This window comes from Pseudomonas sp. 1152_12 (assembly GCF_052850675.1).
In genome coordinates this window covers 86,395-104,640 of record NZ_VXCW01000012.1, presented here as the reverse complement: position 1 = coordinate 104,640, position 18,246 = coordinate 86,395, and the positions used below count along the sequence as shown (strand labels likewise).

Genomic DNA, 18,246 nt, shown 5'->3' with positions numbered 1-18,246 from the left:
AGGTAGCTGATACACCGCTTTCGCGAGCAAGCCCGCTCCCACAGTAGATCCGGTTCCAACGTGACATGAATTTTGAATCGGACACTGCAATAACGATTCAGCAGGCCAAGCCTTAACCCCTTGACCTGCAATAACTTGAATAGCAGCCGCCGCTACGGCAGGCTTGCACGATTAACGACCCTCGATCGGGAGAGACAACACAATGGCACTTATCAGCATGCGTCAAATGCTGGACCACGCAGCCGAGTTCGGCTACGGCGTCCCAGCCTTTAACGTCAACAACCTTGAGCAGATGCGCGCCATCATGGAAGCCGCTGACAAGACTGACTCCCCCGTGATCGTCCAGGCTTCGGCCGGTGCGCGCAAATACGCCGGTGCCCCATTCCTGCGTCACCTGATCCTCGCCGCGATCGAAGAATTCCCACACATCCCGGTGTGCATGCACCAGGACCACGGCACCAGCCCTGACGTGTGCCAGCGCTCCATCCAACTGGGCTTCAGCTCGGTGATGATGGACGGCTCCCTCGGCGAAGACGGCAAGACCCCGACCGACTACGAGTACAACGTACGCGTCACCCAACAAACCGTGGCCATGGCTCACGCCTGTGGCGTGTCGGTTGAAGGTGAGCTGGGCTGCCTGGGTTCCCTGGAAACCGGTATGGCCGGCGAAGAAGACGGCATCGGCGCCGAAGGCGTGCTGGACCACAGCCAAATGCTGACCGACCCAGAAGAAGCGGCCGACTTCGTCAAGAAGACCCAAGTGGACGCCCTGGCCATCGCCATCGGCACCAGCCACGGCGCTTACAAATTCACCAAGCCACCTACCGGTGACGTGCTAGCCATCGACCGCATCAAGGAAATCCACAAACGCATCCCTAACACCCACCTGGTGATGCACGGTTCTTCCTCGGTACCGCAAGAGTGGCTGGCGATCATCAACCAGTACGGCGGCGACATCAAAGAAACCTACGGCGTACCGGTTGAAGAAATCGTCGAAGGCATCAAGTACGGCGTGCGCAAGGTCAACATCGACACCGACCTGCGCCTGGCGTCTACCGGCGCAATGCGTCGCCTGATGGCCACCAACCCGAGCGAATTTGACCCACGTAAATTTTTCGGCGCCACCGTGACCGCCATGCGTGATGTGTGTATCGCGCGTTACGAAGCGTTCGGCACTGCCGGTAATGCTTCGAAGATCAAGCCGATCTCGTTGGAAGCGATGTATCAGCGGTATTTGAAAGGTGAGTTGAACGCTAAGGTGAACTGAGCCTTTAGCGTTTAAAAGAAGCCCGCAGTGATGCGGGCTTTTTTTGTGGATGGGATCTGATTAGGTAAGTTTGAGTGACACGAGATTCCCGAAATGATCGTTTGATTCTGCACTAACTGACAGGTGTGTGCGCTTGTTTTCTATTCCAATATAAATAGACCGCAATTGAAACTGATGCAGTTAAAAATGCCATGCCTGCAGCCGCGACAAAAGGCGCTGGGCGGCCGCCAGCGATGATGAGCACTGTTCCTAAAGAAGGTCCTGTTATAACGCAGAGTATTTGGATACTCCTGAAAGACATGGAGACTCTTCCAATGTTGTCAGAAGGGCATAATTGTTGAAGGATTATATTTGAAGATATTATCAGTATCTCATAGCCGAAGCCATTCACAAACCAAACCAACGGATAGAGATAGGCTCTTCCCGGTACTTGGAAAAGTACTAAGATTGCGGTCAGGATCAATGCGGCAGAGAAAACAACTAATGCATGTGACCGAAGTAGAATCTCATCAATATTGCCCAGCTTGAACTTCACCAGCAGTGCTGCACATATTGCGCCTCCGGCTGTTGCCGAGACAATTACTGAAAAGTTAACTGGAGGTAGGCCTTCATACGCTAAAAAGGACGCCAAATGCGGGTCGTAAATTCCTAACGCCAGCGATGTAAGCAGGGAGTACAAAAAGCCTATGCGTAGTTGAAAGGGCAAGGCATTGAATATAGAAAGTCCTCTTGTTATGTCGCGATAGAGTGGAAGGGTTTTCGTGGAGGAATCATTCATTTGCGGTCGAAATGCCAAGCAAATAGACCTTAGGAGTGGGAAGGTTAATAAAACGGCGGCAGCCGACAAAAAGAATAAACCTTTAGGCGATAATACTGCTGTTAACACGCCTGCAAGTAACGGCGCAAAAATTTTAGAAAATTGATCAAGTACACTGACTTGGCTGAAAAAAGATCTGCGCTCTTCAGCACGTATCAATTGCCGAACCATGATGGTTATTGAAGGGAAGTAAAATAAGTTTGACACGCCTTTGACGATAACGAAAAACAAAAAACTCTGAAGGTCTGGAGACACGGCTAGCGCTACGGTAGATAGCGTGCGGAGTAAGGCGCCAAATACGAGTGTTTTCCTTACGTCATGTCGATCTATCAGCGTTCCAACGATAGGACCAAGAAACAATATTGGAGCACCCAGGCAAAAAGCCAGGAACGCTATCGATGTAGGAGAGGCATGCCATAGATAAACGGGAACCGTGAAAATCAAGAAAATATCAAGCCACAGCGAGAGACTGGATAGCGCTTGCACGTAAATAAGCTTACTTGACGTTTTCATCATGCCGATCTGAATTGAGAAAAAGGTTGTCTTCAAATACGAAGCCGTCGAGTTTATGTTCACTGGCGAATCGATACAGGTCGCTCAATCTATTTATAAAGCCGCGACCGTTAAGTTTAGAGAGGTGTTGCAAAGTACTCCGACTCCTGAAATGTCACGGTAGGCACTCAGTAATTGATGCGTGCGAAGATTCTGCGATTTATTGACTGGTTGTTAGGCGTCAGTTCTATAATTGCACGTTTCATATATAGTTCTTCAGGGTATTACCTTCGCAGATTTGTGATGCACTTAAACCGTATGTGGGCCTAGTGTGATTGTCAATTTCAGTTTCTTGAATTGTATTGTTTTTCAGTTGAGTCTTCGTGTGTTTCTACAGAAGTTTATCGGATCGTTCTGATTGGCATTTCCTACATTTCGCTCTACTGTTGATTTATAAGAATACTGACTCATATACAAGGCTGTAATGTCCTGTTGCATATAAGCCGAGGATTACGTTGTCGGTGTGGTACACATATTTTTCTTCGCGGGTGCTCAACGCTAGAAGCGTTTAGTCGAGGACACCCAATGCGGCGTATGGAATGCCCACGTTGATATTGACCTGTATCTGGCGTTTACCCTCGCCACCGTGACCGCCATGCGTGATGTGTGTATCGCGCGTTACGAAGCGTTCGGCACTGCCGGTAATGCTTCGAAGATCAAGCCGATCTCGTTGGAAGCGATGTATCAGCGTTACCTGAAAGGTGAGTTGAACGCTAAGGTGAACTGAGCCTTTAGCGTTTAAAAGAAGCCCGCAGTGATGCGGGCTTTTTTTGATGTTAAGTCGCTAGAAATAGATCTGTTCTTTTCGCAGTTTTTTAGCCCCTAACCGTATACAGATATCGGCATGCTCCAGTCTGCATTTGAGATCGGAGCGTTCGGATCGGCGTAGCATCGGGCTTGAACCTGAATCCACCTGCCTGTATCGATTGTTAACTCGACTCTCCATTGTCCACCCTGCTCGACACGACCTGTTCCGAACACTATGCCGGTGTTGGATTCAGCGACGTCAACAAAATAATTAGCTTCTCCTGTTCCGTAAAGTGCGGGGTGTGGGCCAAGGGGCGGTGCATATTGAAGAGGGGCGATAGTTGCCTTTTGTGCCATGTTAATTATCTCCATGTGTTTGAATTAACCCCGACTTGTAAGCGACGCGAGTTGTGTTCTGTCCGCTTATGTTTAATGCTGAAGGAGGTTCAAGTGCGCTTAACCTGTGAGGAATGACAGTGTTTAATATTGATTGTGAATGATGGTTAGGTCGTTTGGCTTTAAGGGGAAGTCGGAATGGAGATCTTTAAAGTAAAAGCATGGCCTAACGAGGGGGCAATCTTATTCATATCTTTGGTAAAAACCGCATAGGTCGGGCTGGGTTCTCCAATCCCAGAGGAGTACGGTTTTTTATTACAGGAGTTGATTAGTCAGCGGGTGGCGTATCGAGACCGCGGTGCTCGATGACCCTGAACACATCGCTCACGTCCTGAACCAGAATGCGCGCAGTGTTGGCCACGTTGTTCAGGTCGCGTTCGGCGAAGTCCGGCAGGCTGGAGCAGGCCATCAGGTTGAGGTGTCAAAGGCGGCGTTGAGGCATTCATGATGCTTGGTTAGACACGTATCGTTAGGGCTGCGAAACCCTATCGCCGGTCAATGCCAGCAACTGGGCGAGCGATAAGCGCAGATCTGGTTTGCCGCAACGGTCGTTTAGGACGAGCACTTAACCTTCAGCCGACGCAGGCCTCAGGGACTGGCGGTGTGTTTAAGGGGTTGGACTACTCCATGAATTGTCCTTAGGTTTATCAGATATTAGCTACGAACCGAAACGCTCCTGAGTTGTTTGCAGTCGGAACTGTCCTGAATACTAATAAGTTGATGTTCCGGCGGCGCTACAGCTTTTCTGTTTTATTGGTAGGTCATTGAAAGTGCGCTTTTATCGGTCTTGGATCATTTAAGGTTGGGCTTTGATGATATTCAATGATGGAGAATGGATGATGGGTTTTATTAAAGCCGCTGGTGTTGTTCTAGCGTTGGCCGCGACAGGCTCGATTGCTTGTGCCGATAGCCGGATATTTACCGCCTCTATTGATGATAAGGGGCAGGTCACGGCGCAGTCGCCCACCTGGGTGAAAGAGGTAAAGCTGACCGCGCAGCCCGATTACTTTTCAGAGTACAAGGTCCGATTCGTCCCAGGCGTGTTTAAAAAAATGCCACGTTTCTGTACGGTCTCGGTCACGGATGTCAGTTCCAATGAACACATTTTCTATGGGCATGCCAAGTTGGGCAGTGTTCCGGCGATCAATTACGTTAACGTCTTGACGCTCAAGGTCGGTGATGACAAACCCGCAGGTGATTCGTCGATGGGCTTCATGTTGATGTGTGTTGAATAAAATAATGTGACTAAGGAGCCCCGTTTGTTAGCGGGGCCTCATTGAAGTGTCACTCGTGATCAATATCCAACTTCGCAAACGTCACCCGTGCGCCTTCTTTGCTGTCCCCACTGTTGTCTTGCACATACGCCCCCGCCTTGAAGTACAACGGCTTGGCGCCCCACGCCGCCCCAATCCGCTCATTCCATTGCCCATCAGCAGCCTCGACACTCAACAAACCGGCCTTATTGAGGTTGATCACATAGGTAAAGCTCTTCTCCAGCGGCACATTGGAGGCCACGGTAATCACGCGGCCTTCATCTTCATTCGGGCGCATTCGCACTTTGGCGACGATGTTGCCGGTCTGGGTCTTTTCCTTGAATTGGTATTCGAGTTTGATCAGCGGTTTTTGGCTGTCATAGGCGTGGATCTGACCGATGACGACTTTGCCGGACGAGGGCACCTGATTGACCGCCAAGGTGGCACGCAGGAAGTTGTCGGCGTCGGAGTAGGTCCAGTTGCGCAAGCGACCGTCGGCGTAGGTTTCACGCAATTCGCTGCGCGGGTAAACGGCATTTTCGGTGCGAGTGCCGGTCACCGGTGTCCAGAATTGCACGTTGCTGCCTTCGGCTTGGAAATATTGGTCCTTGAAGCCGCTAAGCAGTTTCGGCGTGTCGATGGTCGCGGGCGGCGAGCCGACTGGAATGCTCAGGTTCCAGGTGGAAAGGTCGATCATGGTGTTGGCCTTTTACAGAGGGTGAAGGCTTTGGCCCGGGGGCCTTGCAGGTTCTTTATAGGCGGTGATCGTCTGGTTGTTAAACAATTGCTGGCAATTTATTGGCGTCAGATGAATGCCAAAAAGCCATGTTTCCCATGAGCCGTGGCCTGTAGGGCTTGACCGTTAGTCGGCTTCCTGGGCTTTGGCGCAATGATGGCACCCACGTCACTTCTGCTTTTTTAGAACCGGGGCTAGAGTGAGACCTCAGTGTTTGTCCGGTTTTTATATCAGAAGTGACCGGTGCAGCTCCTCAAGGAAGAGACGTAGAATGGATTGCGCTCCACACCCAGGCGATGGCAGTTCGGTACTCTTGGTGGTCGATGACTACCCGGAGAACCTCGTCAGCATGCATGCGCTTTTGCAGCGTGAAGACTGGCACGTGATGACCGCCGCGTCTGGTCTGGAAGCCTTGGAGTTACTGCTCGCGCACGAAGTCGACTTGGTGTTGCTGGATGTGCGCATGCCTGGCATGGATGGCTTTGAAGTTGCGCGTCTGATGCGTGGCAGCCAGCGTACGCGCATGACGCCGATCATCTTTCTGAGCGCCCACGCCCAGTCACCTGCTTCTGTCCTGGAAGGCTATGCCAGCGGCGCCATCGATTATTTGTTCAAGCCGTTTGACCCGCATATTCTCAAGCCCAAGGTGCAGGCCTTGCTGGAGCACCAGCGCAACCGCCGGGCGTTGCAGCGCCTGAGTCATGACTTGGAGTCCGCGCGCGCCTTTAATGCCTCGGTACTCGACAACGCTGCCGAAGGCATCCTGGTGGTGGGCGAGGGCAGTGTAATCCAGTACGCCAACCCGGCCATTTCGAGGCTGCTGAATGCCACGATGGCCGAGTTGCAGGGCGAGAGCTTCTTGAGCTTTCTGCAAAAACCCCACGTGCCCGCCTGGCTGGGCTTTGCGATGTACGAGGCGTATCGCAAAGGCGAGACCTGGCGTCTTCACGACGCCATTTTGCGCACTGGTCGCGGGCAGCAGGTGCCGGTGGCTTTGTCCTGCGCGCCGTTGCCCGCCGAGCAGAAGGCCATGGTGGTGACGGTGCTGGACATGTCCGAGGTGCGCCATCTGCATCAGCAACTGGAGTTTCAGGCTGTTACCGACCCCTTGACCGGGTTGCTGAACCGGCGAGGTTTTTACCAGGCGGTGGAAAACACGTTGCTGCGCAACGAACGTAACGAGCTGTCGCTGGTGTTGCTGTACCTGGACCTCGACGGCTTCAAACGTGTCAACGACTCGTTGGGCCATGACGCGGGGGACCGTGTGCTGCGTTGGGTTTCGGAGCAGATGCAGGCGTGTTTGCGGCCTTATGACATTCTCGGGCGCATGGGAGGGGACGAGTTCACCGCGTTGCTGGAGCTGGAACTCCCGGAGCATGCGGCAAAGATTTCGGAAAAATTGATCGAACGGGTGTCTGTGTGCCAACAGGTCGATGGTTTGGATGTGATGCTTGGCGTCAGCATTGGCATTGCGACTTTCCCGGACTGTGGCTCGGACCTGAACGGCCTGCTGCGCGCGGCAGACATCGCCATGTACGAAGCCAAGCGCGCGGGGCGTCAGCAATATCGCTATTACGATCAGGAAATGAACGGCCGGGCTCGCTCGCGCCTGATGCTCGAAGACAGCGTGCGTACCGCCATCCAGAACAAAGACTTCACCTTGGTGTACCAGCCCCAGGTGTCGCTGGAAGACGGGCGTTTGCGCGGCGTCGAGGCGCTATTGCGCTGGCAGCACCCAAGCGTCGGCGATGTGCCGCCGGGCTTGTTTTTACCGTTGCTGGAAGAAGCGCGGCTGATCAGCCAGTTGAGCGCCTGGATCTACCAGCAAGTCGCCGCCCAGCGCCGGGCCTGGCAAGCTACCTTCGATGATGAGTTGGTGCTGAGCGTGAGCCTGAGCAGCAGCCAGTTCAACATGCCAAATCTGGCGAGCCAACTGCAGCAGGTCCTTGAGCGATATGGGTTGCAGGGGCGCCAGTTGGAGGTGGAGATCAGCGAAGACAGCCTGATGAGCAACCTTGAAGAAACCCACAAGCAGCTCAAACTATTGCGTCAGATCGGCGTGCGTATTGCCTTGGATGACTTCGGTTTGGGCCAATGTTCACTGGCCCATTTGCGTGATCTTGAGTTCGACACGCTCAAGCTGGACCCGCAACTGGTGGCACGTCTGCCAGGCTCGGTGCGCGATGCAGCGATGGCCCGCAGTATTATCCAGTTGTGCGGGCACTTTGACGTGTTGGTGATCGCCGAGGGTGTGGAAACTCCGGAGCAATCCCAGTGGCTCAGGGCCAATGGCTGCTCATGTATTCAAGGGCCGTGGGCGGCGCAGCCACTGGTGGCCGAGGAACTGGCGATCTGGTCCCACCCCTGGCCGCTTTGAATTCGCTACACTGGCGCCCATTCGAACCCTGTTGCAGACTCCATGACCGCGCTGAAATACCTCCAGGCTTACCCCGCAGCTCTCCAGGAGCAAGTGCGCCAATTGATTGCCAAGGACCAATTGGGCGCCTACCTGGAGCAGCGCTACCCCGAACGTCATGCGGTGCAGAGTGACAAGGCGCTGTACAGCTATGCCCTGGCCTTGAAGCAGGAACACCTGCGTAACGCGCCGGCCATCGACAAGGTGTTGTTCGACAACCGCCTGGACCTGACCCACCGCGCCTTGGGCCTGCACACCACGATTTCACGGGTGCAGGGTGGCAACCTCAAATCCAAGAAAGAGATTCGCATTGCCTCGCTGTTCAAAGAGGCCGCGCCGGAGTTTTTGCGCATGATCGTGGTGCACGAGCTGGCGCACTTCAAAGAGTCAGACCACAACAAGGCGTTCTACAAACTCTGCGACTACATGATGCCCGGCTACCATCAGGTGGAATTCGACCTGCGGGTGTACCTCACGTATCGCGACTTGCAGGGCAAGCCCTAACCTCAGCAGGCGATCAAGCATGGACGTGAGCAAGACCAAAAGCAGTTTCTACCGCCGCCTTTATGTGGCGTACCTGATCGACAGCGGGCAGGCCAGCAGCGTCCCAGCGTTGACCGACGCCACCGGCATGCCGCGGCGTACGGCGCAGGACACGATTGCAGCGCTGGCCGACCTGGATATCGTGTGTGAGTTCGAGCAGGAAGACGGCGCGCGCAACCATGCCGGGCACTATCGGATTCGTAGCTGGGGGGCGATCGATCGCGGGTGGATCGAGGCTAACCTGGTGAGGATCAAGCAGGTCTTGGGTTATCCCTGAGTGTGGTGGTGATTGGGCTGACGCTTTCGCGATCAAGCCCGCTCCCACAGTTGACCGCGTCCGACCGTTGAAACGCGGTCGAATGTGGGAGCGGGCTTGCTCGCGAAAGGGCCATCAGGCGCGCCGCATACCAATATGGGGAATATCATCTTCCAGGTATTCCTCACCCTCCATCACAAACCCATACCGCGCGTAATACCCCTGCAAATGCGCCTGGGCTGACAGAAAGATCGGCGTCTCAGGCCAGATATCTTCAATGCGCTTGAGGGCCTCTTCCATCATCTGATGGCCCAGCCCGGTGCCGCGTGCCACTGGCGCGACGATCACCCGGCCGATCACCACATCACCGCCCTGGGTCTGCGGGTCCAGCAGGCGCAGGTAAGCCACCAACTCGTCATCTTTCCAGGCCATCAGATGGTGCGTGTCACCCGCAAGATCCTGCCCGTCGAGGTCCGGGTAAACGCACTGCTGTTCGACGACAAAGACCTCGCTGCGCAGACGCAAAATGGCGTACAGCTGCTGCTTGCCCAAGTCATCGTGGTGTTTGCAGACCCAATCAACCGTCATGGCGTGCTCTCTTAATTAATGGCTGTGGCCGATAGTAAGCGCGACAGGCCACCCTGTCTAAATTCGTCATTTTTGTGAATGGCGTCAATTTGCCATCATTCAGTGCGATCGCTGCTGAGTTCTTTGTGTAATCTGCAATACAGGCTTATTGATGAGCTACTGTTATCAGGCTACTGCCTGCCCGCCAAGGACTTTAAGCATGCCGCGATTTTCTCGTGCCGTTGCTTTGATAGGAGTGTTGCTGCTGGCCCAGCCTGCGGCCGCACAACGTCTACGCTTGGTAGCGGATGCCTGGCCACCGTTCACCGATGCCACCTTGATCAATGGCGGGTTGGCTACCGATATCGTCAGCACCGCCTTGGCTCGCGCTGGCTACGCGAGTGATTTTGAACAAGTGCCTTGGGCGCGGGCATTGATGGGCGTAGGTGATGGCCGCTATGACGTGCTGGTCAATGCTTGGTACGACGATGCGCGGACGCAACTGGGGCAGTTTTCCGCTGAATACCTGCTCAACCGTGTGCGTTTTATCAAGCGCCGCGACGACCCCGTTGATTATCAAAGCCTGGAACAACTGCACGATCAGCCTATCGCTGTCGTGCGCGGTTATGCCTATTCGACGGCCTTCGATCAGGATGCACAGCTGCAGAAAGTGCCGGTGCACAACTTCGCCATGGCCGTGCGCATGCTCGCTGCGCAGCGCGTAAACCTGACGCTGGAGGATGAATATGTTGCGCGCTATTACTTGGCGCGCGAATCGCCCCGGGTGCGCAATGCGGTGGAGTTTTTACCCAAGCCGCTGAGTGAAAATAGCCTGCATATTCTGGTCAGCCTGAAGAACCCTGAGCATGAGCAGATCGTCGCCAGTTTTGATCGGGAGATTGCCAAGATGAAGGTTGATGGCAGTTATGCGCGGTTGATGAAGGCGCATGGGATGTAGGGTGCTTGAGGGCCCCATCGCGGGTAAGCCCGGCTCCCACAGGTAACCGCATGCCAATGTGGGAGCTGGCCTGCCTGCGATAGCGATTTAAGCCACGTGGGTATCTTTGATCAGGTGCGCGGCTAGGGTGCGCAACGGCCCCAACTGCCGACAGATCAACGCCAACTGCGTCTGCACCAACCGCTGGCCTTCGTCGATCTCATCCGGCATCTGCTCCAGCTCTGCTGCCAACGCTTCTTCGGCATCGCTCTGAATCGCAACCGGCTGCTTGTTGGCCAGCCCCGTGGCGATTTCGTCGATGCTCGCCGCCAGGCTGTTACCGGCACCGTCGATCAAGTGTTCACGCACTTCGGCCGGTAGTTGCGTCTCGCGGTGGGCACCGAGCCCCGAGAGGTAGCTGAGCAAGGTGTGCGACAGCACCAAGAAACGGAAGCCTACGTCGGCCTCTTTGCGAAAGTGCCCCGGCTCCATCAGCATGTTCGCCAGCGTGGTCGACAGCGCCGCATCGGCGTTGTGCGCGTTGCGCCGGGCCAGTCGGTAGGCCAGGTCGTCGCTTTTGCCCGCGGCGTATTGCTGCATGATCTGACGCAGGTAGATGCTGTTGCAGGTCAGGGTGTTGGCCAGCACCTTGTTCAGGCGCCGGCCTTGCCAGTCCGGCAGGAACAGGAACACGGCCAGGCCCGCGATCAGGCTGCCAATCAGCGTATCGAACAGCCGTGGCAGGAACAGCCCGTAGCCATCGCCCACTTGGTTGAAGCAGAACAGCACCATCAGTGTGATTGCCGCCGTGGCCAGGGTGTAGCGCGTGGTGCGGTTGATAAAGAACACCAGGCCTGCAGCAATGGCGAACAGTGATTGCACCAGCGGACTCGGGAACAGGTCAAACAGCGCCCAGGCCACGGTCAGGCCAATGGCGGTGCCGATAATCCGCTGGCCGAGCTTGCGCCGGGTAGCGCCGTAGTTAGGCTGGCAGACGAACAGGGTGGTGAGGATGATCCAGTAGCCCTGGGAGGCGTGAATCGCATGCAGAGTGCCGTAGCCGATGGTCAATGCCAGGGCGAGGCGCAGGGCATGGCGGAACAGCAACGACGTCGGCGTCAGTTGCGTGCGCAGGCGCGTCCACATCTCTTTCAGGTTGCGCGGGGCACGGTCCAGCAGGTTGCTGTCGGTGGCATCCGCGAGAGAGTCTGGGTTGCTGGCGTCGCCCAACAGGCGGTCGAGCGTGGACAAGTTGGCCGCCAAGGCCCGCAACGAGCGTAACAGGCCACGCCACGCTGGGTTGCTCTGGATACGCAGGTGCTCCAGCGAGGCATTCAAGTCACCCAGCGCTTCGGCGAAACTGTCGTCATAAATGAAGGGCTGACGCAGTTGGATCGACTCGCCCAGCGTCTGGCAGGCTTTGCCTTGCTGGCGTAGCAGGCGCTGACAGCGAAACAGCACGTCGCTGTGGAAGAAGGCGTCGGCCAGGGCGTTATACGGGTAGTGGGAGGAGCTGGCGCGCTCGTGGATGTCCTGGGCCAGGAAGTAGAGCTTCAAGTAACGGCTGACTTTCGAGCCCGGTCGACCATTGCCCACCCGGTGCAGGATTATTTCCTTCGCGGCATTGAGCGCCGCAACGACGCGCCCGTTTTGCTGGGCCAGTTCCAGGCGGCGCGCCTCTACATCCAGTTGGCGAATCGGCTCAAACAATGACGACTTGAGCTTGAGGTAGCGCCCCAACTCACGAAACAGTCGTGCCAGGCTTTGCTGCACCGGTTGGTTGGAAAACAGCGCTTGCCACAGCACCGAGAGCACGCCATACCAGGCGGCCCCCGCCACCAGTAGCAGCGGTTCGTGCCAGAAGTCAGAGACGGCGCCGCCGCGCTGGTCCACGCCAATCATGGTGTAGACCGACAGAATTAGCGTCGCCGAAGCAATCGCGCCATAGCGTTCGCCCAGGGCCCCGAGCATCGTCAGGCAGAAACTGGCCAGGGCCAGGGCGATCGCGAAGATCCACGGATAGGGAAACAGCAGTTCCACCGACAGCGCGGCGATGCTGAAACACACCAGCGTTACAGCCAAGGCATTGAGTCGGCCTTGCCAACTGTCGTCGGTCTCGGCCAGGGCACTGGCGATAATGCCCAGGAACAGCGGGATCAGCAGCGCCATTTCATCCTGATACCAGCACAGCGCCATGCTGCCGGTGAGGGCGATGAATACCCGTACGCTGTAACTGAATTTATCCAGCGCCCACAGGCGTCGCATGGACTGCTTGAACGAGGTCGATGACATGAAGTCTGGTGTCTTCCGGGACGATGCCGCTAAATTGAGCTATCAAGGACGCCACGGCAAGCGTGGCGATCACATCCAACAGCAAAATATATTCCAGCCATTGCATTCCAAATGTGGAATGCAATCAATGTGGGAGGGGCTTGCCCCCGATAGTGGTGTAACAGTCACTCATGAATTGACGGATACACCGCCATCGGGAACAAGCCCCCTCCCACATTTTTTACCGCGTAGCGTCAGGCGTATTGCGCTGCGGCGTAGCCCGACGCCCAGGCCCACTGGAAATTGAACCCGCCCAAGTGACCGGTCACATCCAACACTTCGCCGATAAAGTACAACCCCGGGCTTTTCAGTGATTCCATGGTCTTGGACGACACTTCCCGCGTGTCCACACCCCCCAGCGTCACCTCGGCCGTACGATAGCCCTCGGTACCTGCCGGCACCAGTTGCCAGCTGCCGAGTTTTTGCGCGATATCGGCGATTTCGGCGTGGGTGTATTGCTTCATCGGCTTGGATACAAACCAGGTTTCCGCCAGCAGGTTGGCCATCTTCTTGGTGAAGATCTCACCCAACAGGGTTTTCAATTCGCTGTTGGGGCGCTCGACCTGTTGCTGTTGCAGCCAGGCGTGGGCGTCGTGGTCGGGCAGCAGGTTGATTTCCACGGTGTCGCCGGTTTCCCAGTACGAGGAGATCTGCAGAATCGCCGGGCCGCTCAGGCCGCGGTGGGTAAACAGGATGTTCTCGCGAAAGCTCTGGTCGTTGCAGCTGACCAGGCAGTCCACCGAGGTGCCGGACAGCTCGCCACACAAGTCCTTGAGCTGGTCGGTGATGGTGAACGGCACCAATCCTGCGCGGGTCGGCAGCAGTTCATGGCCGAACTGCTTGGCCACTTGATAACCAAACCCGGTAGCGCCCAAGGTCGGAATCGACAGGCCGCCCGTGGCGATTACCAGGGATTCGCAGCGCAGCTCACCCAAGGTGGTTTGCAACTGATAACCGGCTTCCAGCTTGGCAATCTCCTGGACCGACGTGTCCAGGTGCATGCTCACGCCGACTTGAATGCATTCATCCAGCAGCATGCCGAGGATGTCGCTGGCCTTGTTATCGCAGAACAGCTGGCCGAGCTTCTTCTCGTGGTACGGCACGCCGTGCTTGGCCACCAGCCCGATGAAGTCCCACTGGGTGTAGCGCGCCAAGGCGGACTTGCAGAAGTGTGCGTTGTGCGAGAGGAAGTTGGCAGGCTCGGTGTACATATTGGTGAAATTGCAGCGGCCACCGCCGGACATCAGGATCTTTTTGCCGGCCTTGTTCGCGTGGTCGATCAACATCACCTTGCGCCCACGCCCGGCGGCGGTCAGCGCGCACATCAAACCTGCGGCGCCGGCGCCAATGATCACAACTTCGGTCGAGCGCAAAACGGTGTCCTCATACAAATTCTGAATTGGAATACAGTCAAATGTGGGAGCGGGCTTGCTCGCGAATGCGGTCTGTCTGCCACCGAATAGGCTGACTGATCCATCGCATTCGCGAGCAAGCCCGCTCCCACATTTAGATCTCTGTATAGCTTGAGATCTTTACAGGATCCGCACGCGCAACGAACGGCCTTTGATCTTGCCGTCATTCAAACGCTGCAGCGCCTGCTTGGCGATCCCGCGCTCCACGGCCACGAAGGCCTGGAAGTCAAAGATCGCGATCTTGCCGACCTGGGCACCGGGGATGCCAGCGTCACCGGTCAACGCGCCGAGGATGTCGCCCGGGCGAACTTTGTCTTTACGGCCGGCCGCAATGCACAGGGTGCTCATCACCGGCAGCAATGGGCCGCCGCTCTGAGGCTTGAGGTTGTCCAACTGATCCCAGTTCAACGGCGACTTTTGCAACTGCTCGATGGCCTGGGCGCGGTGCGCTTCGGACGGTGCCACCAGGCTGATTGCGAGGCCGGTCTCACCGGCGCGGCCAGTACGGCCTACGCGGTGGATGTGGATTTCCGAGTCGCGGGCCAGTTCGACGTTGATCACCATGTCCAGTGAGTCAATGTCCAGACCACGGGCGGCTACGTCGGTGGCAACCAGTACCGAGGTACTGCGGTTGGCGAACATCGCCAGTACCTGGTCGCGGTCGCGCTGTTCCAGGTCGCCATGCAGGCCGACGGCGGAGATGCCCTTGGACGTCAGGTGATCCACGGTTTCCTGCACTTGCTGCTTAGTGAAACAGAACGCCACGCAAGAGGCCGGGCGGAAGTGCGCCAGTACCTTGGTCACGGCGTCCATGCGCTCTTCCGGCGAGATCTCGTAGAAGCGCTGCTCGATCTGGTCGTCGGAGTGGAAGGCTTCGGCCTTCACTTGCTGCGGCGCACGCATGAACTTGGAGGCCAGCTGCTTGATGCTCACCGGGTAGGTGGCCGAAAACAGCAGGGTTTGGCGGCGTGCCGGAGTTTTGCTGATGATGTCTTCGATGGCGTCGTAGAAGCCCATGTCGAGCATGCGGTCGGCTTCGTCGAGAATCAGCGTGTTCAAACCGTCCAGCACCAGCGAACCTTTGCGCAGGTGTTGCTGGATGCGGCCCGGGGTGCCGACGATGACGTGGGCGCCGTGCTCCAGCGAGGCGATCTGCGGGCCGAGGGACACGCCGCCGCACAGGGTCAGCACCTTGATGTTGTCTTCGGCACGCGCCAGGCGACGGATTTCTTTGGCGACCTGGTCGGCCAACTCGCGCGTCGGGCACATTACCAGGGCCTGGCAGCCGAAGTAGCGCGGGTTGATCGGGTTCAACAGGCCGATGCCGAAGGCGGCAGTCTTACCGCTGCCGGTCTTGGCCTGGGCAATCAGGTCCAGCCCCTTGAGGATCACCGGCAAGCTTTGCGCCTGGATCTGCGTCATCTCGACATAACCCAGCGAGTCGAGGTTAGCCAGCATGGCGGCGGAGAGCGGCAAAGTATTAAAAGCGGTGGCGATGGTAGTCACGGGACTGGCTCTGCAAAACAAAATGTCGCGCAGTGTACCAGCCTCGTGAGAATTTCCCTGCAAGTTCTAGACGAGAAGCCTGTTAATGCTCGATGTCGTGCTCGCGGCTGACCACGCGTTTGCCGTCGGTAGGCGACAGTTGCAAGAAGATCGCCGCCGCCAGCATGGCCATGATGCCCACGGTGAGGAAGGTCAGTTGGAACGCGCCGAGCACGCTTTCCACGCCGTCATTGCCGGTTTCAGCGGTAAAGCCGCCGAGCAACGCACCGGCGCAGGCTACGCCCAGGCTCAGGGACAATTGCGCCACCACCGAAAGCAAACTGTTGCCGCTGCTGGCTTGCGCGTCGTCCAGGTCGATCAGGGTGACGGTGTTCATCGCGGTGAACTGCAAGGAGTTGATCGCCCCCAGCACCGCCAGCATCCCCAGTAGAAGGGGATAAGGTGTCTGTTCGCTGACCAGGCCCATGCTCGCCAGCATCATGCCCAGGGCCAACGTGTTGCCGGTCAGCACGATGCGGTATCCCAAACGCTCGATCAACGGCCGGGCGATGGACTTGGCAAACATCGCTGCCGCCGCCAGCGGTAGCATGCTCATCCCGGCTTCTGACGGCGAGTAACCCAATGCCACTTGCAACAGCAGCGGTACCAGGAACGGCAGGGCGCCGCTGCCCAGTCGCGCAAACAGGTTGCCGAGGATGCCCACGGCAAAGGTGCGGGTCTTGAACAGCACCGGCGAGAACAGCGGGTTATCGATATTCCCGGCGCGCAGCCAATACGCCGCCAGGCACGCCAGCCCGCCGAATAGCAGCAACATCACGCGCAAATGCGGCAGGTGCAGTTCGCCCAGGCCTTCCATAGCGATGGTGATCAGCACCATCGCCGCGCCGAACAGTAAAAAACCCAGGCTGTCGAAACGCGTGCGCTCGCTGCCGCGCAGGTCGGGAATCAGTTTCCACACGGCGTAGCAACCGACCATGCCCACCGGCAGGTTGATCAGGAAAATCCAGTGCCAGGTCAGGTATTGCACCATCCAGCCGCCCATGGTCGGGCCGAGCAACGGGCCAAGCAGGCCGGGGATGGTAATGAAGCCCATGATCCGCACCAGTTCGGAGCGCGGATACGCGCGTAGCACGACGAGCCGCCCGACCGGCAGCATCAGCGCGCCGCCCAAGCCCTGGATCACCCGCGCGCCCACCAGCATGGTCAAGCTGCTCGACAGTGCGCAGAGCAACGAACCGATGCTGAACAGCATGATTGCGCCAAAGAAGATTTTCTTGGTGCCGAAGCGGTCGGCGATCCAGCCCGAGGCAGGGATCAGCAAGGCGACGGTGAGCATGTAGGCAATTACCACCCCTTGCATACGCAGCGGGTTTTCCGCGAGGTCCCGGGCCATGGCCGGCAGTGCTGTGTTGAGAATCGTCCCATCCAGCGACTGCATGAAGAAGGCAATCGCCACCACCCAGGGCAGCCAGCGAGCGGTCTTGGCATCGAGAGGGGCACGATTGGGCATGAGCTACCTTTTGTTAGCAGGCTATGTGTCGGGGATTATGCGCCATCCATCGCTCCTTTTCCCACTGGCGGTTCGTCTAAATCTGACAATGCCGCGTGCTCTCCGACGAGAAAATCTAACAGCGCACGGTGCACCGCCAACGCCGCCTCGCGGGACTCAAGGTCAAGCAAGTGACCGGTGTGTGCCGCGACGGCGAAGCTGCTACGGCCTACGTACTTCTTGAACAGTTGGGCCTCGCCTGCCGGAGTGTATTCATCCAACGCGCCGTTGAGGAAATGCACTGGCGTTTCAATCTGAGTGAGCGCCGGCAGGTAGTTGCCATCGCCCAGGCCCAGCACTTGGTGGATATGAAAGCGTGCCTGGCGGTACTCGGTGGTGGCCATGCTCGACAGGTGCCGATGGTTATTGCGCTTGAGGCGTGGTGACAGGTACTTGCCAACCGTCTCGTTGAGCAAATGGCCGACCGCGGACTTGTCATCGGCCTCAATCAGCACACGTACGCGCTCCACGTATTCGAGCATGGCCTGGTTGAGGTTGGGCGCCAGCGCCATCACCACCGAGCTTTCGATGGAGGGCGGGTTGTGGGCCAGGGTCAGCAGTGTGGAGATGCCTCCCCAAGAGGCCGACACCAGATGGTTGACCTGGAAGCGCTCCACCAGGGCGCGCAGGATTTGCACCTCGTCGTCCTTGGTGACCAGGTCAAGGTCGGTGTTGTGCTCGCGCGAATAGCCCGAGAACGGCAGGTCGAACAGCAGCACATTGAAGTGTTCCGCCAAGCATTTGCTGGTGCGGGCGAAGGATCGCGTCGTGGACAGCGCGCCGTTGACCATCAGCACTGTTTTTTTTTTCGGATGCTCTTGTGAATGCTTACCTAGCTGCTCTACGTGCACGTTGTAGTGCTTATAAAGCTTTTCAATGACAAAACTTCCATGGTCCATGTCAACGCTCCAGCTTGCCCAATCCAGGCAAGGTCATGCATCACGTGCGGGCACGTGGGGTT

General features: G+C 57.1%; 14 protein-coding genes and 3 pseudogenes. 7 read left to right on the top strand and 10 right to left on the bottom strand.

Going from position 1 to position 18,246, the window contains the following annotated elements; all coding sequences use genetic code 11:
• Nucleotides 1-202: 202 nt before the first annotated feature.
• Nucleotides 203-1,267 carry a class II fructose-bisphosphate aldolase gene (gene fba / locus FW764_RS21830; protein ID WP_003177554.1) on the top strand — a complete coding sequence of 355 codons (1,065 nt, stop codon included), beginning with the start codon at nt 203-205 and terminating at the stop codon, nt 1,265-1,267.
• A 112-nt stretch (nt 1,268-1,379) separates the two neighbouring features.
• Here fba and FW764_RS21825 read toward each other — a convergent pair whose 3' ends face one another.
• Nucleotides 1,380-2,633 carry an MFS transporter gene (locus FW764_RS21825; protein WP_446435659.1) on the bottom strand — a complete coding sequence of 418 codons (1,254 nt, stop codon included), beginning with the start codon at nt 2,631-2,633 and terminating at the stop codon, nt 1,380-1,382.
• A 57-nt stretch (nt 2,634-2,690) separates the two neighbouring features.
• A pseudogene (locus FW764_RS21820) lies at nt 2,691-2,798 on the bottom strand (hypothetical protein); the annotation flags it as partial.
• Nucleotides 2,799-3,138: 340 nt separating this feature from the next.
• On the opposite strand from FW764_RS21820, the pseudogene FW764_RS21815 reads away from it, so the two are divergent.
• Nucleotides 3,139-3,363, top strand: a pseudogene (locus FW764_RS21815) (fructose-1,6-bisphosphate aldolase); the annotation flags it as partial.
• Between the two features lie 684 nt (nt 3,364-4,047).
• On the opposite strand, the pseudogene FW764_RS21810 reads toward FW764_RS21815, so the two are convergent.
• A pseudogene (locus FW764_RS21810) lies at nt 4,048-4,268 on the bottom strand (fructose-bisphosphate aldolase).
• Nucleotides 4,269-4,591: 323 nt separating this feature from the next.
• Here FW764_RS21810 and FW764_RS21805 point away from each other — a divergent pair.
• Nucleotides 4,592-5,014, top strand: a complete 423-nt coding sequence (locus tag FW764_RS21805; RefSeq protein ID WP_446435658.1) for a hypothetical protein — start codon at nt 4,592-4,594, stop codon at nt 5,012-5,014.
• 49 nt (nt 5,015-5,063) lie between these two features.
• Here FW764_RS21805 and FW764_RS21800 read toward each other — a convergent pair whose 3' ends face one another.
• Nucleotides 5,064-5,729: a polysaccharide lyase family 7 protein gene (locus FW764_RS21800; RefSeq protein ID WP_446435657.1), complete on the bottom strand. Its 666-nt coding sequence runs from the start codon at nt 5,727-5,729 to the stop codon at nt 5,064-5,066.
• Between the two features lie 310 nt (nt 5,730-6,039).
• Here FW764_RS21800 and FW764_RS21795 point away from each other — a divergent pair, with 310 nt between their 5' ends.
• The 3 genes from FW764_RS21795 to FW764_RS21785 are packed head-to-tail and all read left to right on the top strand — an operon-like array spanning nt 6,040 to nt 9,004.
• Nucleotides 6,040-8,145 (top strand): putative bifunctional diguanylate cyclase/phosphodiesterase, encoded by a 2,106-nt coding sequence (locus FW764_RS21795; protein ID WP_446435656.1) that lies wholly within the window; start codon nt 6,040-6,042, stop codon nt 8,143-8,145.
• Between the two features lie 42 nt (nt 8,146-8,187).
• On the top strand, nt 8,188-8,688 hold the full coding sequence (locus FW764_RS21790; protein WP_446435655.1) for a M48 metallopeptidase family protein: 501 nt from the start codon (nt 8,188-8,190) through the stop codon (nt 8,686-8,688).
• A gap of 19 nt (nt 8,689-8,707) precedes the next feature.
• Nucleotides 8,708-9,004: a winged helix-turn-helix domain-containing protein gene (locus FW764_RS21785; RefSeq protein WP_446435654.1), complete on the top strand. Its 297-nt coding sequence runs from the start codon at nt 8,708-8,710 to the stop codon at nt 9,002-9,004.
• A 114-nt stretch (nt 9,005-9,118) separates the two neighbouring features.
• Here FW764_RS21785 and FW764_RS21780 read toward each other — a convergent pair whose 3' ends face one another.
• Nucleotides 9,119-9,571 carry a GNAT family N-acetyltransferase gene (locus FW764_RS21780; RefSeq protein WP_446435653.1) on the bottom strand — a complete coding sequence of 151 codons (453 nt, stop codon included), beginning with the start codon at nt 9,569-9,571 and terminating at the stop codon, nt 9,119-9,121.
• 199 nt (nt 9,572-9,770) lie between these two features.
• Between FW764_RS21780 and FW764_RS21775 the strand changes: the two genes are divergently transcribed.
• Complete coding sequence (locus FW764_RS21775) at nt 9,771-10,508, top strand: substrate-binding periplasmic protein (protein WP_446435652.1); 738 nt, start codon at nt 9,771-9,773, stop codon at nt 10,506-10,508.
• Nucleotides 10,509-10,595: 87 nt separating this feature from the next.
• Here the strand turns inward: FW764_RS21775 and yccS are convergent, their stop codons facing one another.
• The 5 genes from yccS to FW764_RS21750 form a co-directional block, all read right to left on the bottom strand.
• Nucleotides 10,596-12,779 carry a YccS family putative transporter gene (yccS, locus tag FW764_RS21770; protein ID WP_446435651.1) on the bottom strand — a complete coding sequence of 728 codons (2,184 nt, stop codon included), beginning with the start codon at nt 12,777-12,779 and terminating at the stop codon, nt 10,596-10,598.
• 233 nt (nt 12,780-13,012) lie between these two features.
• On the bottom strand, nt 13,013-14,191 hold the full coding sequence (locus tag FW764_RS21765) for an NAD(P)/FAD-dependent oxidoreductase (RefSeq protein ID WP_446435650.1): 1,179 nt from the start codon (nt 14,189-14,191) through the stop codon (nt 13,013-13,015).
• A 159-nt stretch (nt 14,192-14,350) separates the two neighbouring features.
• A complete protein-coding gene (gene dbpA / locus FW764_RS21760; protein WP_240995367.1) occupies nt 14,351-15,688 on the bottom strand; it encodes an ATP-dependent RNA helicase DbpA in 1,338 nt (445 codons plus the stop codon).
• Nucleotides 15,689-15,818: 130 nt separating this feature from the next.
• Nucleotides 15,819-17,246: a multidrug transporter subunit MdtD gene (gene mdtD / locus FW764_RS21755; RefSeq protein WP_446435649.1), complete on the bottom strand. Its 1,428-nt coding sequence runs from the start codon at nt 17,244-17,246 to the stop codon at nt 15,819-15,821.
• Between the two features lie 35 nt (nt 17,247-17,281).
• The gene (locus tag FW764_RS21750) at nt 17,282-18,184 is read right to left on the bottom strand and encodes an alpha/beta fold hydrolase (protein WP_446435648.1); all 903 of its coding nucleotides are present in this window, start codon (nt 18,182-18,184) and stop codon (nt 17,282-17,284) included.
• Nucleotides 18,185-18,246 lie beyond the last annotated feature (62 nt).

Bases quoted from the DNA above. Each gene is read 5' to 3' on its own strand.
- fba (WP_003177554.1), top strand. From the start codon at position 203: ATGGCACTTATCAGCATGCGTCAAATGCTGGACCACGCAGCCGAGTTC.
- FW764_RS21805 (WP_446435658.1), top strand. From the start codon at position 4,592: ATGATATTCAATGATGGAGAATGGATGATGGGTTTTATTAAAGCCGCT.
- FW764_RS21800 (WP_446435657.1), bottom strand. From the start codon at position 5,729: ATGATCGACCTTTCCACCTGGAACCTGAGCATTCCAGTCGGCTCGCCG.
- FW764_RS21795 (WP_446435656.1), top strand. From the start codon at position 6,040: ATGGATTGCGCTCCACACCCAGGCGATGGCAGTTCGGTACTCTTGGTG.
- FW764_RS21790 (WP_446435655.1), top strand. From the start codon at position 8,188: ATGACCGCGCTGAAATACCTCCAGGCTTACCCCGCAGCTCTCCAGGAG.
- FW764_RS21785 (WP_446435654.1), top strand. From the start codon at position 8,708: ATGGACGTGAGCAAGACCAAAAGCAGTTTCTACCGCCGCCTTTATGTG.
- FW764_RS21780 (WP_446435653.1), bottom strand. From the start codon at position 9,571: ATGACGGTTGATTGGGTCTGCAAACACCACGATGACTTGGGCAAGCAG.
- FW764_RS21775 (WP_446435652.1), top strand. From the start codon at position 9,771: ATGCCGCGATTTTCTCGTGCCGTTGCTTTGATAGGAGTGTTGCTGCTG.
- yccS (WP_446435651.1), bottom strand. From the start codon at position 12,779: ATGTCATCGACCTCGTTCAAGCAGTCCATGCGACGCCTGTGGGCGCTG.
- dbpA (WP_240995367.1), bottom strand. From the start codon at position 15,688: ATGCTGGCTAACCTCGACTCGCTGGGTTATGTCGAGATGACGCAGATC.
- mdtD (WP_446435649.1), bottom strand. From the start codon at position 17,246: ATGCCCAATCGTGCCCCTCTCGATGCCAAGACCGCTCGCTGGCTGCCC.
- FW764_RS21750 (WP_446435648.1), bottom strand. From the start codon at position 18,184: ATGGACCATGGAAGTTTTGTCATTGAAAAGCTTTATAAGCACTACAAC.